10 protein-coding genes and 2 pseudogenes are annotated in these 15,932 nt (G+C 71.7%); 10 read left to right on the top strand and 2 right to left on the bottom strand.

The features are described from left to right. Positions 1-131 precede the first annotated feature (131 nt). The 3 genes from LCE31_RS12470 to LCE31_RS12460 all read left to right on the top strand — a co-directional run bounded on the left by LCE31_RS12470 (position 132) and on the right by LCE31_RS12460 (position 5,387). A complete protein-coding gene (locus LCE31_RS12470; protein ID WP_225014278.1) occupies positions 132-656 on the top strand; it encodes a hypothetical protein in 525 nt (174 codons plus the stop codon). A 214-nt stretch (positions 657-870) separates the two neighbouring features. After that, entirely contained in the window at positions 871-4,305 is a 3,435-nt protein-coding gene (locus tag LCE31_RS12465) for a GH92 family glycosyl hydrolase (RefSeq protein WP_225014277.1), read from the top strand. A 146-nt stretch (positions 4,306-4,451) separates the two neighbouring features. After that, complete coding sequence (locus LCE31_RS12460) at positions 4,452-5,387, top strand: LysR family transcriptional regulator (protein WP_225014276.1); 936 nt, start codon at positions 4,452-4,454, stop codon at positions 5,385-5,387. Positions 5,388-5,652: 265 nt separating this feature from the next. Here LCE31_RS12460 and LCE31_RS12455 read toward each other — a convergent pair whose 3' ends face one another. Both LCE31_RS12455 and LCE31_RS12450 read right to left on the bottom strand, forming a co-directional pair. After that, on the bottom strand, positions 5,653-6,426 hold the full coding sequence (locus LCE31_RS12455) for a serine hydrolase (protein WP_225014275.1): 774 nt from the start codon (positions 6,424-6,426) through the stop codon (positions 5,653-5,655). Beyond that, positions 6,420-7,952: an N-acyl-D-amino-acid deacylase family protein gene (locus LCE31_RS12450; protein WP_225014274.1), complete on the bottom strand. Its 1,533-nt coding sequence runs from the start codon at positions 7,950-7,952 to the stop codon at positions 6,420-6,422. The genes LCE31_RS12455 and LCE31_RS12450 overlap by 7 nt, the downstream gene beginning before the upstream one ends. 1,026 nt (positions 7,953-8,978) lie before the next feature. Here LCE31_RS12450 and LCE31_RS12445 point away from each other — a divergent pair. The 7 genes and pseudogenes from LCE31_RS12445 (at position 8,979) to LCE31_RS12415 (ending at position 15,919) form a co-directional block, all read left to right on the top strand. After that, positions 8,979-10,817, top strand: coding sequence for an ABC transporter substrate-binding protein (locus LCE31_RS12445; protein ID WP_225014273.1), 1,839 nt, complete (start codon positions 8,979-8,981; stop codon positions 10,815-10,817). Beyond that, on the top strand, positions 10,810-11,871 hold the full coding sequence (locus LCE31_RS12440; protein WP_225014272.1) for an ABC transporter permease: 1,062 nt from the start codon (positions 10,810-10,812) through the stop codon (positions 11,869-11,871). The genes LCE31_RS12445 and LCE31_RS12440 overlap by 8 nt, the downstream gene beginning before the upstream one ends. Continuing rightward, on the top strand, positions 11,868-12,782 hold the full coding sequence (locus tag LCE31_RS40825; RefSeq protein WP_225014271.1) for an ABC transporter permease: 915 nt from the start codon (positions 11,868-11,870) through the stop codon (positions 12,780-12,782). Before LCE31_RS12440 ends, LCE31_RS40825 begins: the two co-directional genes overlap by 4 nt. Further along, complete coding sequence (locus tag LCE31_RS12430; RefSeq protein WP_225014270.1) at positions 12,779-13,807, top strand: ABC transporter ATP-binding protein; 1,029 nt, start codon at positions 12,779-12,781, stop codon at positions 13,805-13,807. Before LCE31_RS40825 ends, LCE31_RS12430 begins: the two co-directional genes overlap by 4 nt. A gap of 29 nt (positions 13,808-13,836) precedes the next feature. Next, a pseudogene (locus tag LCE31_RS12425) lies at positions 13,837-13,992 on the top strand (ATP-binding cassette domain-containing protein); the annotation flags it as partial. Between the two features lie 179 nt (positions 13,993-14,171). Beyond that, positions 14,172-14,978 (top strand): annotated as a pseudogene (locus LCE31_RS12420) (ABC transporter ATP-binding protein); the annotation flags it as partial. Next, on the top strand, positions 14,975-15,919 hold the full coding sequence (locus LCE31_RS12415) for a S66 peptidase family protein (protein WP_225014268.1): 945 nt from the start codon (positions 14,975-14,977) through the stop codon (positions 15,917-15,919). The pseudogene LCE31_RS12420 and the gene LCE31_RS12415, both read left to right, overlap by 4 nt. The last annotated feature ends 13 nt before the right edge of the window (positions 15,920-15,932 follow it).

The following is a 15,932-nucleotide window of genomic DNA, read 5'->3' as shown; positions in this document are numbered from 1 at the left end:
CGTCGGCGGCCGGGCCCACCCCAGTCCAGTCCGAGTCGAGCGGCGCGGCGCACCCGCACGCTCTCTTCAGCCGCACTCCCACCGCCAGTTCACACCGCCAGTTCACACCGTCCAAAGGAGCACCAGCCGTCATGACGACTCTCCGCCGTACCGTTCAGGGCGCCGTTCTCGCCGCCGCCCTCCTCTCCGCCTCGGCCGTGGCCGGCCCCACTGCCGCGCACGCGGCGGCGCTGCCGCCCGCCTGCCAGGACGCGCTCCTCAAGACACTCGACAAGTTCCCCGTCGCGCACTTCACGGTGCCGGACAAGGTCGAGAGCGGCCTGCTGGACCAGGTCTCGGCACTCAGCGACGCCGATCAGAGCGCGTTCACGCAGGCCGCCTGCACATCGTGGAACGACTGGGCCACCGCCAACGGCAAAGCCGTGGCCAAGGACCTGGACACCACGTACCAGAACACCAGCGGGAAGGTGTGCGCCAAGTTCGCCGCTGCGTCCCTCAAGACGCTCAAGAAGTACGCGCCCAACGTCCCGGCCGCGACCCGGGACCTGGAGAAGGTGGCCAAGAAGGTCTGGAAGAAGGCCATGCAGAAGCTCTCCACCGACGCGACGGACGCCACCTGCCGCAAGGCCTACGACGGAGTGAAGTCCGGCTGGTGACAGCGGTCCCGGCTCGGCGCGCCGCACCGGAAAGGGCGTGGGCCCACCGGTGCGGCGGCTCCGGGCGCGGTCGCCAGGCCGCTCGGGCACGCCGCCCCGTCCACCCCGGTGACGGCGGCGGAGCCCTGCCTCTTGCAGGGGCGGAGGAAGCGGCTTAGCGTCGGGTGCGGTTCGCGGCAGCAGTGTTCACGAGCGGCAACGCGGTAGGGACGACATGCCTTCAACGCACTACGCACCAACCCGGAGCAGGTCGACGGCGCGGCGTACGAGAGGGCGATGGGGGGCGGCAGCCCTGTGCTTCGCGCTCGCCGTCACCGGACCCGCCGCCGGGACCGCCGCGAGCGCGAGCGCCACCCCACGGCAGGCCGCGGCATCCGACGCGGCTCCGGGGCCCGGGACTGATCTGACGAAGCTGGTCAATCCCTTCATCGGGACCGAGAACGAGGGTCTCGACTTTCCCGCCGCGGGCGCGCCGTTCGGTCTGGTGCAGGAGAGTCCGCTGATGAAGACGGCCGGTGGCACGGGGTGCGACAACGAGTCCGCCGACACGGTCACCGGTTTCAGCCAGACGACGATCAACGGATGCCGGTTCAACTACCTGCCGATGATGCCCACGACCGGCGCGATCGGTTCGACCGATCCGGCGGACTACGCCTCGGGCTTCAGCCACGCGAACGAGACGACGAGCCCCGACTACTACCGGACGAAGCTCGACAAGTACGGCGTGACCGTCGGGTTGACGGCAACCGCGCGGACCGGATGGCAGCAATACACCTTCCCGCGGACGAGCCGGGCGAACGTGCTGTTCAACGCGGGCTCGGGCGTGACCGGTTCCGAGATCCGCGTCGTCGGCGACCGGACGGTCGAGGGGTGGGTCGAGGATTCCAAGAAGACCTACTTCGTCGCGTGGCTCAGCCGGCCGTTCACCTCGTACGGCACCTGGAAGGGCACCGATCGGAGCCCTGGCTCCAGGGAATCGGCCGCCAAGGGCCCCAACGGGGCGTGGGCGACGTTCGACACGAGGAAGAACGATGCCCCCGTCGTCGCGAAGGTGGGGCTCTCCTTCACCGGACTGGCCGGCGCGCGGAAGAACCTCTCGGTGGAGACGGGGAAGCTCGGATTCGACTTCGACGCCGCCCGCAAGGCACTGAACGGCCGGTGGAACTCGATGCTGCACAGGGCCGCGGTCGGGGGCGGCTCGCACGACCAGCAGGTCGCGTACTACACGGCGCTCTACCACGCGATGCTCGATCCGAATCTGATCGGTGACGTCGACGGCCGCTACGTCGGAGCCGACAAGAAGACGTACACCGCCACCGGTTACACCCCCTACAGCAACTTCTCGCTGTGGGACACGTTCCGGACGCAGAACCAGCTCCTTGAGATGCTCGATCCCAAGGTCGCGCACGACATCGACATGTCGATCCTCGCGCTGGCGCGGGAGGGCGGCGCGCTGCCCCGCTGGTACCTGGAGGACCAGGAGGGCAACATCATGACCGGTGACCCGGTCACGCCCTTCCTGGTCGAGGGCTGGTCGAAGGGGCTGCTCACCGGAGCGGACGCCCAAGAGGCGTACAGATACCTCCGGGCGAACGCGACCGAGGTGCCGCCCGCCGGCGTCCGCGAGAACGGGCGCGCCGGCGTCGCGTACTACGCGGCGCGCGGATACATCCCCTACGGGCTCAACATCAAGCCGAACACCGGCTGCGGCGGGGGTACGAGCGGCGGCTGCTGCCCGACCAAGACGAACGACAACGACTGCTATTACGGCACGTCGGCCACGCTGGAGTACGCGGCGGCCGACGCGTCGCTGGCGCTGATGGCGAAGGGGCTGGGCCACACGGCCGACGCCGCGATGTTCGCCAGGCGCGGCCAGTCGTACAAGAACGTCTTCGACACGCGGACCCGCCAGTTCCGGCCCCGCACCGCGGCCGACGGCACCTGGCTCACTCCCTACGACCCGGTCACGAGCGACCACGCGTTCCACGAGCAGAACGCGAGCCAGTACCAGTGGCTGGTGCCCCAGGACCCGGCGGGGCTCGTCGGCATGCTGGGCGGCAGCGACGCGACGACCAGCCGGCTCAACGAGTTCTTCGCCTACGACGACCTCCTCGCCGACCCGGCGGGCACCGCGCGCACGGCGTGGGTGAGTGACCCGTACGACTACTACGACTCCACGAAGTACAACCCGAACAACGAACCGAACCTCATCGCCCCCTATCTGTACGCGTGGACCGGACGGCCCGGCAACACCGCGACCGTGGTCAAGGCGCAGGAGACCCTGTTCACCAACAGCCCCGGCGGCATCCCCGGCAACGACGACATGGGGGAGATGTCCTCCTGGTACGTGATGTCGTCGCTGGGGCTCTACCCCACGACCAGCGGCGGCGGCTTCGACGTCCTCACCACTCCCCAGTTCCCGAACGCCCGGGTGCGGATCGGAAACTACGGCACGACGCAGGGCGGGACCCTGACGATCTCCGCGCCGGGCACCGGCATGGCCGACCGGTACGTCGACTCCGCGACGGTGAACGGCGCGACCTGGGACAAGGCATGGGTCGGCCAGGCCGACATCGCCCATGGCGGACGCATCGACTTCACCCTGAGCACCAGGCCCACCGCGTGGGCGACGGCCGCGAAGGACGCCCCGCCCTCGATCGACACGACGCCGAATCCGCAGCGTCTGCTCAGCGCCGAGGTGGGACCCCGCCAGGTCGTCATGGAGCCCACGCAGGGCCGCCCGTCGCGGCAGCATGTCGATCTGACACTCCTGGCCACCGCTCCGCACACCGCGCGGGTCACCGTGACCGCGAAGGCCCCGAAGGGATGGTCGGTGTCACCCTCCAGGGCGACGGCGACGGCCGACTCGAACGGACTCCCGGCCCAGGTGCGGGACCGGTTGCGGATCACCGCGCCGGCCGGGACCCCGGCAGGCACCTACACGGTGCCGGTGACGGCCAAGCTCCCCGGAGCCGCCCCGGTCGAGAAGGCGGTCACCGTCGTGGTGGGGCGGGCCGGGGACTGCGCGATCCGGACGAGCACCTCGTGCGCCGTCGATCTCCACGGCGCCTACAACCACGACGGCGTCGCCACACTCGCCGCGCCGGACGAGGGCGACTTCGACGGCACGGGCGGGAGCTACGCCGCCGACCAGCTGCCCGCGCCGGGACCCGTCACGCTCGGCGGGGTCACCTATCAGGCACCTCCGACCTCCGGCACCAGCAAGAACTTCGTCAGGTCCACCGGACAGGCCATCGCCCTCCCCTCAGGCGACTACCGCAGCCTCCACATCGTGGGCGCGTCCGACAACGGCAGTACCGGTGCCGCGTCGGCCACCGCCATCGTCACCTACACCGACGGCAGCACCGCGACGGTTCCGCTCGAACTCACCGGCTGGGCGAACACGACTCCGGACTTCGGCAACACCGTCGCGCTGACGAGCGCGTACCGGCTACAGGCCGGAACGGGGAAGACCACGGCCAAGGCGTCGCTCTACGAAACAACCGTGCCGCTGGAGTCCGGGAAGCAGGTCCGGTCCCTCTCCCTGGCGGCACCGTCCGTGCCGGCATGGGTCGCGCCCGGGTCCGGGGGACTCGACTGGCAGCGCGACAGCGCCCTCGACATCTACGCCATGACCCTTCAGCGCTGACCCGCACGACGAGTGGGCCCTACGCCGGACACGAGCACCACTCGACGTGTCGGACCGCGGCGGCCACCGGGCCCGGGCATTACAGAATGTGCAAAAGACGGCCATCAACCCTGCCCACCGAAGGCGTCGCGGCATAATCTTCCGGCATGCTCAACGCGCACCGCCTGCACATACTGGCCACCGTCGACCAGGCGGGGAGTATCGCCGGCGCCGCGCGCCAACTGAAGCTGTCACCGTCGGCCGTGTCGCACCAGCTGGCCCAGTTGGAGAAGGACGCCTGCGTCAGTCTCGTCGAGCGCGGCGCGCAGAGCCTGCGTCTCACGGCGGCGGGACGGCGGCTGTCGCTGCGCGGGCAGGAGGTCCTGGCCCTGCTGGACTCGGCGGAGAAGGACCTGCGGGCGCAGTCCCGCGCCGACTCGGGGCATCTGCGCATCGGCTTCTTCGCGTCGGCGGGCTACCAGCTGCTGCCGCAGTCGCTGTCCCGCTTCTCTCGGCGCTATCCAGGGGTCGAGCTGGAACTGGTCGAGGGACAGCCGCACGAGTTGGCGCTCAGTGTCCAGCAGGGCGCGATCGACGCGCTGGTGGTCTTCGAGCACGTGCTCGACCCGTGGGTGCCGCCGGAGGGCGTCCAGGTGAAGGAGCTCTTCCACGAGCCGCAGCTCCTGGTGGTGCCGACCGGGCATCCGGCGGGCCGGCGCAGCCAGGTGCGGCTGGTGGAGCTGGCCGGGGAGCAGTGGATCACCTCGTTCGGGACCGGCACACCGGTGCTCTCCGTACTCGAACGGGCCTGTGCCCTGGAGGGTTTCGTCCCGAACATCCGATGTCGCAGCGATCACTATGAAGTGATCGTCGGACTGGTGCGGGCCGGCATGGGCATCGCGCTGGTCCCGAGTCTGGGAATCAACGACACCACGGGGGTCCAGACCAGCCGGGTGTCCGGTCCGCGGCTGTACCGGAAGATCGGCGTCGCGTGGCGGCCGGGGAACCCGAACCCGGTGCTGAGCAGCTTCATCGCCTACCTGGGCAGCGCCGCCTCCCACCTGCTGGCCACCGGCCGTCTCGGCGGGAGCGCGACGAACTGACCGCGGGCCGCCGGTCGGGCGCGGCCCGCCCCGTCCCGGCCGGTACGTCAGGCCCGCGCGGTGCCGTCCCGCGTCCGTACGGGCCGAACTCGGCGTGCCTGCCTCCGTCCCTTGCCGCCCGGCGCCCCCGCCGTGTCGTCCGCGCCCGTACGGGTCGTGCTCAGCGTGCCTGCGTCCGCCCCGGGCCGCCCGGCGCCCGCGCCGTGTCGTCCCGCCTGGTACGTCAGGCCCGCGCCGTCCCGTCCCGCGCCCGTACGGCCCGTGCTCAGCGTGCGTGCGCCGCGATCCGCGCGCCGACCTCCCGCATCGCGCGCGTCATCGTGAACTCGTCGCCCGGGGCGCAGTTGGCCAGCACCGCGTAGCAGACCTGCCGACCGCCGCGCACCACGCCGACGTCGCAGCGGACCCCGGCGTCGACACCGGTCTTGTTCGCGACCCACAGCGACGCGCTGGGGACCTCGCGGATCGAGTCGTCCTCGGGGTCGTGCGGGATGAGCGCCGGGACCATGGCACGGTCGCAGCACCCCGCCATCCAGCCGAGCAGCAGGCGCGCCCATCGCTCGTCCCCTGCGATCCGTCCGGCGAGCGCGGCCAGTTCCGCCGCGGTACCGACGGCGAAGGTGGACGGATGCTCCGGCAGCCGCGGCTCGCGAATCCGGTCGAGCAGCCGGGTGGCGGTCAGTCCCAGCCCCGCCGCCGTGTCGTTGACCCGCTCAAGTCCCACCCGCCGGATCAGGGCGTTCGTGGCGGTGTTGTCGCTCACCGACGCCGTGAGCAGGGCCAGGTCGGAGAGAGTCCAGCGGCGCGCCGACAGGCCGGTGAGCAGCCCGGAGCCGCCGCAGTAGTCCTCGTCGAGCAGCTCGACCGGCTCATCGGCCCGCAGATCCCCGCCGGTGAGGCCGCGGGCGATTTCGGCCAGCAGCAGCAACTTGCCCACGCTGGCGAGCGGCAGCACCTCGTCCGCGCGGTGCTCAAGGACGCCGGGCACCGCGACCGACAGCACACCGGGCAGCTCCGGCGGAAGACCGCCGCTCAGCACGCCAGCACCCGCCCCGGCCGGGCCGGCGTCACCGCACCGTCCTCCACCACCACCGAGCCGGCCACCACGACCAGCCGGATTCCGCTCGGCACGAGCAGCGGGTCGGCGAAGGTGGCGCGGTCGGCGACAGCCGCAGGGTCGAGGACCACCAGGTCCGCGTGGCCGCCGTCGCGCAGCACCCCCCGGCCGGTCAGGCCGAACCTGGCCGCGGTCGCGCCGGTCATCTTGTGGATGGCCTCCGGCAGGCCGAGCAGCCCCAACTCCCGTACGTAGCGCCCGAGAACACGGACGAACGTACCGGCCCAGCGCGGGTGGGGCAGGCCGGGTTTCGGTACTCCGTCCGAACCGATCATGGCGAACGGCGCGGCGAGCACCCGCTGGACGTCGTCCTCGCGCATCGAATGGCTGATGATCGTCACGTCCCCCTCCTCGGCCAGCAGCAGATCAGCGACCACGTCGAGGGTATCGGCGCCCCGTTCCGCTGCGATGTCGGCGATGCTCCGGCCATGCAGCTCGGGATGGCGCACGGCCCCGGCCACCGATATACGGTCCCAGCCGCCGTTGCCCACGGTGTTCTCCCATCCGGCCACGCCGTCAGCGATGGCGGCGCGCATCCTGGCCCGCTCGCCCGTGTCGCGCAGCCGCTCCAGCAGACGGGCCGTACCGCCGTCGTGCGCCCACGGCGGCAGCATCGCGGCGAGGCCGGTGCTGCCTGCGGTGTACGGGTAGACGTCGCAGGTCACGTCCATGCCCCCGGCGCGAAGCGCCAGCAGGCGCGGCAGCGTCCGCTCGGTCGCGCCCCACCCGTGGCGGCCGGCCGTCTTGTGGTGCGAGACGTGCAGCGGGGCGCCGCTGTCGCGGGCGATGCGCACCGCTTCCTCCAGCGCGGCCTCCACCCGGGACATCTCGTCCCGCAGATGCGTCACATACGGCTTGCCGTGCCGGGCCGCCACGGCCGCGAGGGCCGTGACCTCGGCGGTGTCGGCGTACGAGCCGGGGGTGTAGATCAGGCCGGTCGACAGGCCCGCGGCGCCCGAGCCGAGCGCCTCGTCCAGCACCCGGCACATGGAATCGAGTTCGGTCGCAGTGGCGGCGCGGTCGGCGGGCCCCACCACCGCTTCGCGCAGGGTGCCGTGGCCGACGAGCGAGGCCAGGTGGTTCGGCCGGCCGGCCTCGGCGTGCGCGCGGGCGAGCGCGCCGAAGTCCGGATACGGCGCGGGGAACGCGCTGTCCCCGCAGTTGCCGCAGATCTCGACGGTCACGCCCTGGAGCACCGCGGCGTGCGCGGGCACTGTGCCTGTGTCGTCGAGGGCGGCCAGGTCGGAGTGCGTGTGCGCGTCGATGAAACCGGGCGCCACGACGCAGCCGGTGGCGTCGAGGACTCGGTCGGCGTGGGCGGGGGAGTCCGGTGGCAGTACGCGGACCCGGCCCCCGGTGATCCCGATCCGGCCCGCGGCCAGCGGAGCGCCGGTACCGTCGGCGATGTCCGCGCCGTGGATCAGCAGGTCGAAGTGGGGCGCTCTCATCGCACCTCTTCACGGTCGCCGAGGGGAGCCGCGTCACACTGCCGTGCGTGGACCTCCCCGGCACGGCCGGGCGGTGCGGCGCGGGCGTCATGCCCCCAACCCGGCGTCAACACACGGCGCCGTACGGCAGCACCCGTGCGGGCAGGGGCAGCGGCGGACGAGCCCGCGCCGGGCGGTGCGATCCGCCCGCCAGGACCTGCGGCGCCGGTGCGTGCGCGGCGGCCGGGGGCCTGCCGGTGCGCGCCGGGCGGGATGGACGGCTGGTTCATGGACTGCCTCGCTGGGGATTGTCGTCGGACCGGATGATCAGCGTGCCGTGTGGGCGGGTTCCTGTGCCGCAGCGACGAAAACCTCGCCGCTCACCGATGAGTTCCCTCCGGCAAGGACGACCGCGTCCCCAGCGACGCCGACGATCCGATCCGCCGCCCGGAGTTCTCCGGCGAGGCCCACGGGCCGGGTCCGTGCCCGCGCCCGCGCCCGTGCCGCCCGGAGTTCTCCGACGAGGCGACGGTCGGTGGCGCGGCGCCGTCCAACTCGCCTGCCCGCACGTCGGGCTCGACCGGTACGCCCAGGTCATGGGGGCGGGGCGAGGCATCGAAGAGTTCGATGCTCAGAGACGCAAGCCCTGATGGAAGGACGCTGTTCCCCGATGGGTTGCCATTCTCTGCACCTGAGCTTCAGGCGATCGTGAGGTGCTGTTGTGCCACCGGATGCCATGACGTCGGCACCGGTCGCGTCGGTTCCCGCGCCAGACCGGCGTGTCACCGGCCTGCGGTCAGGACACACCACGGCGCACACCCCCGCGCCCGCGTACATCCGGCGCGCGGCGGCACGCACACGCCGCCGGCCGGCGGCCTCCCGCCACGCGCCAGGAAGGCCCACCCGCCGTTTACCGGTCCGCCCGAGGCGCCGGCGGCCACGTATCCACCGCTGACCGGCCGGCCGGCCCCACCCGCGTACCCCCTTCCCCACCCGCACCTGTCCGGTCCTGCACAGCCCTCTGCTTCCCTTTTTCGGAGATCCTCTATGGTTCTGCGCGAACGCCACAGGCCGCGCACCGCACTGGCCGCGACGGCCGCCTGCGCCCTGTCCCTGGCCGCCCCGGCAGCGCTGGCGAGTCCGGCGGCGGCCGCCACCTCGCACAACACCGCCGGCAAGACGCTCCGGGTCGCGATGGACAGCTCGGGAATAGACACCTTCAACCCGTTCACGTCGTACTTCAACGGCTCCCTCGACATCTTCGGCAGCATCTACCCGGCGCTGACCGTGATCAACAAGGAGGGCCGGCCCAGCCCGTACCTGGCCACGTCCTGGTCGACCTCGTCCGACCACCTCACCTGGACCTTCAAGATCCGCAAAGGGCTGAAGTGGAGTGACGGCCGGCCGCTGACCGCGGCCCACGCCGCCTGGACGTTCAACCTGATCATGACCAACGCGACCGCGGCCACCGCCAACGGCTCCCTGGTCGCCAACTTCACCTCGGTCACCGCGCCCGACCCCACCACCCTGGTGATCAGGACGAAGCACCCGCAGGCCAACCTCACCTACGTCAGCACCCCGATCTACAGCATCCCGATCGTGCCGGAGCACATCTGGAAGGCGCACGTCGCCGACCTCAAGGACTACAGGAACGACACGTTCCCGGTCGTCGGCTACGGGCCCTGGAAGCTCACCGGCTACAAGACGGACCAGTACGCGACGCTGGACGCCAACAAGTCGTTCATCCTGGGCGCGCCCAAGTACGGCCACATGGTCGACCAGCTGTACAAGAACAGCGACAGCGCCGTCGCGGCCCTGCGCACCGGCCAGTTGCAGTACATGAACGAGGTCGACGCCACCGAGTACACGGCGCTGAAGCGCTCCTCCGGCGTCTCGACCGCGCAGTCCGTGGGCAACGGCTGGACCGGGCTCGAACTGAACCCCGGCGCCAGGACCCGCAGCGGCAAGCCGCTCGGCACCGGCAACCCCGCCCTCACCGATCCGCGGGTACGCCGCGCGATATCCCTGGGCGTGGACAAGAAGACCCTGCTCAAGAAGGTCATCGACGGCTACGGCACGGTCGGCGAGGGCTACTTGCCGCCGGCCTGGTCGCAGTGGGTGTGGAAGCCCCCGGCCGGCCAGGAGCAGAGGTACGACCCCGCGAAGGCGAACCAGCTTCTGGACCGGGCCGGCTACAAGCGCGGGGCGAACGGCATCCGGGTCAGCCCCAAGACGGGCAAGGCGCTCACCCTGAGACTCGGTATCCACTCGGACGACGCCACCGACGCGACGATAGCCCCGTACGTGGCGGGCTGGCTCAAGGACATCGGCATCAAGGTGGTGATCGACCCCATGAGTATGAGCGCGCTCAACAGCGATCTGGGCAAGGGCGACTGGGACATGCTGATGGACGCCTGGACGAACGGACCGGACCCGACGTACATCCTCGGCATCCAGAGCTGCACCACGCTCCCCGACGACCAGGGCAGCGGCGGCAACACGGACTCCTTCTTCTGCGACCCCGCCTACGAGAAGCTGTTCGCGAAGCAGCAGACCGAGTTCGACCCGGCACAGCGGGCGAAGAGCGTCGACCAGATGCAGCAGATCCTCTACAACGCCGATGTCGACCTGATGCTGTACAACAAAACCACCGAGATCGCGATGTCCTCCACGGTCACCGGCATGAACACCGGCAAGCCGAACGCGCAGGGCGTCTACCCGGCGCAGGGCTCGTTCTGGAGCTGGCTGGACGCGACCCCGGCGGCCGGTGACGGCACCTCCTCCGGCGATGTCGCCCTCTGGCTCGGCATCGCCGCCGCCGTCATCGTGGTCGGCGCGGGCGCCGGCGTCCTCCGGCGCAGGGCGGGGGCGGACGACCGTGAGTAATCCCGTCACCACCACCGAGCCCGCCGTCGACGCGCTCCAGCCGGCCGCGCGGCGCCCGCGCGCGCCACGGCTGCCCTGGGCCGGCTACCTGGCCGGCAAACTCGCCGCCTCCGTCGTCAGTTTCGCCGTCACCCTGGTCATCGGCTTCGCCCTGTTCAACCTCATGCCGTCCGACCCGGTCCGCACCATGACGCGCGGCCGGCCGGTCAGCCCGGCGCAACTCATCCAACTGCGTGCCCAACTCGGCCTGGACAAGCCGGTCTGGCAGCGGTTCCTGGACTTCGTGAACGACACACTGCACGGCCGTCTCGGCTACTCCTGGGAGTACCAGCGGTCGGTGGCCTCCCTGGTGATGGACCACGTCGGCCCGACGCTGCTGCTGATGGGCACGTCCTTCGTCATCTCGGTGCTGCTCGGGCTGTGGCTCGGCCAGCGCAGCGGCTGGCGCGCCGGGAGCCGGTTCGACCGGATCACCTCGTCCCTCGCGCTGACACTGTGGTCGGTGCCCACCTTCTGGCTGGGCATGATCCTGCTGATGGTGTGCAGTGTCGGCATCGGCCCGATCCACGGCTTCCTGCCGGCGGGCGGCATGAGCGACCCCTCCCTGCCGGGGAGCGGCATGGCCCACTACGTGGACGTGGCCCGGCACCTGGTGCTGCCCGCGCTGACCATGATCCTGGTCGTGTACGCCCAGTACGTGACCATCATGCGGTCCTCGATCATCGAGGAGACCGGCAGCCCCTACCTGCTGACCGCCCGGGCCAAGGGCCTCACCGACGACGCCGTGCGCCGCCGCCACGCCATGCCCAACGCCCTGCTGCCCTCGGTGACCATGATCTTCATGCACCTCGGCACCCTGATCAGCGGCGCGGTGACCGTCGAGGCGGTCTACTCCTGGCCCGGCCTCGGCGACCTCACCTACGAGGCGCTCCAGATCCCCGACCTGCCCCTGCTCCAGGGCACCTTCATCGTCTTCAGCGCGAGTGTGATCATCATGAATCTCCTGGCGGATCTCGCCTACCGGTTCCTCGACCCGCGGGTGCGCGCCCAGTGAGCGCCGCGCAGACCCTTGAGTCGAGGGACGTCGCGGCGGCAGTCCCCGCCCGGTTCGCCGGCGCGCGCCGCTTCGCCCGATCGTTCTGGCACCGCAGGTCCGGCGTCGTCGGACTGGCCGTGCTGCTGGTCTTCTCCCTGCTCGCCCTGCTGTCACCGCTGTTCATCAGCCAGGACCAGCTGGACGTCACCAAGGTGGACGGACCGCTGCTGGCCGCGCCGAGCGGGCACTACCCGCTCGGCACCGACCAGGCGGGCCGCAACGTACTGCTCCTGATGATCTGGGGTTCGCGGGAGTCGCTGCGGGTCGGCATCATCGCCACGGTGCTGACCGTCGTCATCGGCGCCGGGATCGGTATCGTGGCCGGCCACTACGGCGGCTTCGTCGGCCGCGCGCTGATGCATGTGACCGACTGGTTCATCGCACTGCCCAGCCTGCCGCTGGCCATCTCCCTCGCGGCGGTGCTCGGCCAGGGCGAGACGTCGATCACCATCGCGATCGCCGCCACGTCCTGGACCGCGACCGCCCGTCTGGTGCGGGCGCAGACACTGGCCGTCGAGGCGCGCCCGTTCGTCGACCGGGCCCGCGCGCTGGGCGCGGGCGACTGGCAGATCATGGTGCGGCAGGTGCTGCCCAACGTGACGCCGCTGATCCTGGTCTCCAGCACCCTGACGGTGGCCGGGGCGCTGCTGTCCGAGGCCACCCTCACCTTCCTGGGCCTCGGCAACCCCGCGAGCATCACCTGGGGCGAGTTGCTGAACAGCGCCTTCTTCAACGGCGCGTTCACCGCCGACGCCTGGTGGTGTCTGCTGCCGCCCGGCCTGGCGATCCTCGTGGTGGTGCTGGGCTTCACGCTCACCGGCCGCGCCGTGGAACACGTACTCGACCCGCGTACGGAGGACAAGCGTTGACCACGAAGACCGCGGACGCGGCAACGAATCCGGCGACCTGCGACGACGCACCGCTGCTCGCGGTGCGCGACCTGCGGGTCACCTACCGCCAGGGCGACCACGACGTCCCCGCCGTACGGGGAGTCGACTTCAGCCTGGCTCCCGGCGACACCCTGGGCATCGCGGGCGAGTCCGGCTGCGGCAAGTCCACCATGGCCCTGAGCCTGCTGCGGCTCCAGGACCGCGGGGCCGAGGTCACCGGCGAGGTGCTCTACCGGGGCGAGAACCTGCTGACGACCCGTTGGGTACGGCTGCGGGCCGTGCGCTGGGCCGGCGCCTCGGTGGTGTTCCAGGGCGCGATGAGCGCGCTGAACCCGGTGCGCACCGTGCTGGACCAGATCGCCGAGCCGATCGTGCTGCACGACAAGGTCCGGAGAAGGGAAGCCGCGCGGCGCGCCACCGAACTCCTCGACCGTGTCGGCATAGCCGCCCGGCGGGCGCGCAGCTACCCGCACGAGCTCTCCGGCGGGCAGCGGCAACGGGTGATGATCGCCATGGCGCTGGCCTGCCGCCCCGACCTGATCATCGCCGACGAACCCACCACCGCGCTGGACGTCATGGTCCAGGCCCAGATCCTGGAACTGCTGGCCGAGACGGTCCGGGAGTCGCGGATCGCCGTCATGATGATCACCCACGACCTGTCGCTGCTGGCCCACACCTGCGACCGGCTCGCGGTGATGTACGCGGGCCGGATCGTCGAACTCGGCCCGTCCCGGCAGGTGCTGCAACAGCCCGAACACCCCTACACCCGCGCTCTGTCGCGGGCCTTTCCCACCATCGGCGACCCGGCCTCCCGGCGCGCCCCGGCCGGCCTGCCCGGCGACCCGCCGCGGCCGTCGGAGACCGGGACGGGCTGCGATTTCGCCGCTCGCTGTCCCGAGGTGCTTCCCGTCTGCCGCACCGAGGAGATGCGGCTGTGGCCCGCAGGGCCCGACCGGCACGCCGCGTGTGTGCGCGTGCTGCCCCACCACGGAGGTAAGGCGTGAGTAGCGAACCCACCCCGTCCGCAAGCGCGTTGGAGGTCCGCGACCTGTCGGTGGTGTATCCCGCCTCGCGCGGGCGCGCCCCCGCCCGCGCCGTCGACGGCGTCAACCTGCGCATCGGCAAGGGCGAGATCGTCGCACTGATCGGCGAGTCGGGCTGCGGCAAGTCCACCCTGGCCCGGGCGCGGGGGGGGGGGGGGGCGGCCCCCCCCCGGGCGGGGGGGGCCCCCCGCGCCCCCCGGGGGGCCCAAGGCCACCGGGGGAACCGCCAACCCCCGCCCCCCCCCAACGGGCCCCCGCCCGCCCCGCGCCCGCGCGGGGGGCCCGCCCCCCCCCCCCGCGCCGGGGGGGGGGGGGCCGGGGGCCCCCCCCCCCCCGCGGCGAGGTGCTCTACGAGGACACGGCGCTGGACTACTCGGCCAAGGGGCTCAAGCGCTACCGGCGCCACACCCAACTGGTGCTCCAGGACCCCGGCGGCGCCCTTAACCCCAAGCAGAACGTCTATGACGCGGTCGCCCTGGGGCCGCGCCTGCACGGACTCACCGAGGGGCTGCCGCTCACCGTGCACGAGGCGCTGTCACGGGCCGGACTGAGGCCGCCCGAGGACTACTTCGACCGCTACCCGCACGAGATGTCCGGCGGCCAGCAGCAGCGCGTCGTCATCGCCGGCGTGCTGGCCCTGAACCCCTCCGTCATCGTCGCCGACGAGCCGGTCGCGTCGCTGGACGCCTCGGTGCGCGGCGAGATCCTCAAGCTCATCCTCGGCCTGCGCGACGAACTCGGGCTCTCGGCCCTCGTGGTGAGCCACGACCTCGGACTGGCCTGGAACATCGCCGACCGGGTGGCGGTGATGTACCTGGGCCGCGTGGTCGAGCAGGGCACGGTGGAAGAGGTGCTGCTGCGACCCCAACACCCGTACACCCGGGCGCTGCTGTCCGTGGTGCCGACCGGCGCCGAGGACTGGCACCCGACCCTGCTGACCGGTGAGCCGCCGGACCCGACCGCGATACCCGGCGGCTGCCGTTTCCACCCGCGCTGCCCCCGGTGGGCCGGCGCCCCGCCGGCCGTGCGCGCCTCCGGCGCCTGCGACCGCCGCGAACTGCCGGTGCTGGCACCGGACACCTCCGCCGCCGCCTGCCACCTCCTCGACTCGACCACGCTGGAGAACGTATGACTCTGCTGCGCCCGCCCGCACTGCGCCCCGGTGACACCGTCGCCGTGATCTGCGCCAGCTCGCCGGTGGACAACCAGGAACACCTGGAGTCGGGCCTGGCCGCCATGCGGTCGGTGGGCCTCGTGCCGGAGGTCTTCGGCTCGCCCCGCGACGCCGGGAGCGTCTACGACTACCTGGCCGGCGACGACACACTGCGGGCCGGCGACCTGACCCGCGCGCTGACGGACCCCGCGTACGCCGGTGTCTTCCTCGCCTGCGGCGGCTACGGCGCCCAGCGCACCCTGGAGCTGGTGGACTGGAGCCGTGTCGACCCGCTCCGTCCGAAGGTCGTCGTCGGCTACTCCGACGTGACCGCGCTGCTTGAGGCGCTCGCGACGAAGCTGGGCTGGGTCTCCCTGTTCGGACCGATGGTGGCGTGCGGCGGCTTCTGGCAGGGCCCGGAGGAGTACGACTTCACGCAGCTCATGAAGCTCCTGTACACACCGGCCGACGTCAAGGAGTTGAGCTTTCCCGGGGCGCGGACGCTGGTTCCCGGCGTCGCCGAGGGCACGACCCTGGGCGGCACCGCGTCCCTGATCGCGGCGAGCTTCGGCACCGACACCTCCTACCCGGCCAAGGACGCCATCCTCTTCCTGGAGGATGTGGACGAGTTCCCCTTCCGAATGGACCGTATCCTCACCCAGATCCGGCGGGCGAAGTCCTACCTCGACGGAGTGGCCGGCATCATCCTCGGCACGTTCACCGAGTGCGGCGACCCCGCGCACATCGACCGGATGCTCGACGAGCGCTTCGGCGATCTCGGCGTGCCCGTCCTGGCGGGCGTCAACATCGGCCACAACACGCGGATGCAGACGTTCCCCGTCGGAGTGCGGGCGCGCCTGGACGCCGACGGGGCGCGGCTCACCTTCCTCGACCAGGTGCTCACCGACCCGGAGGGCTGAGCAGGCCAGGACC

The organism is Streptomyces sp. 8L (assembly GCF_020176795.1).
Lineage (GTDB): Bacteria > Actinomycetota > Actinomycetes > Streptomycetales > Streptomycetaceae > Streptomyces.
This window is presented reverse-complemented; position numbering and strand designations above follow the sequence as displayed.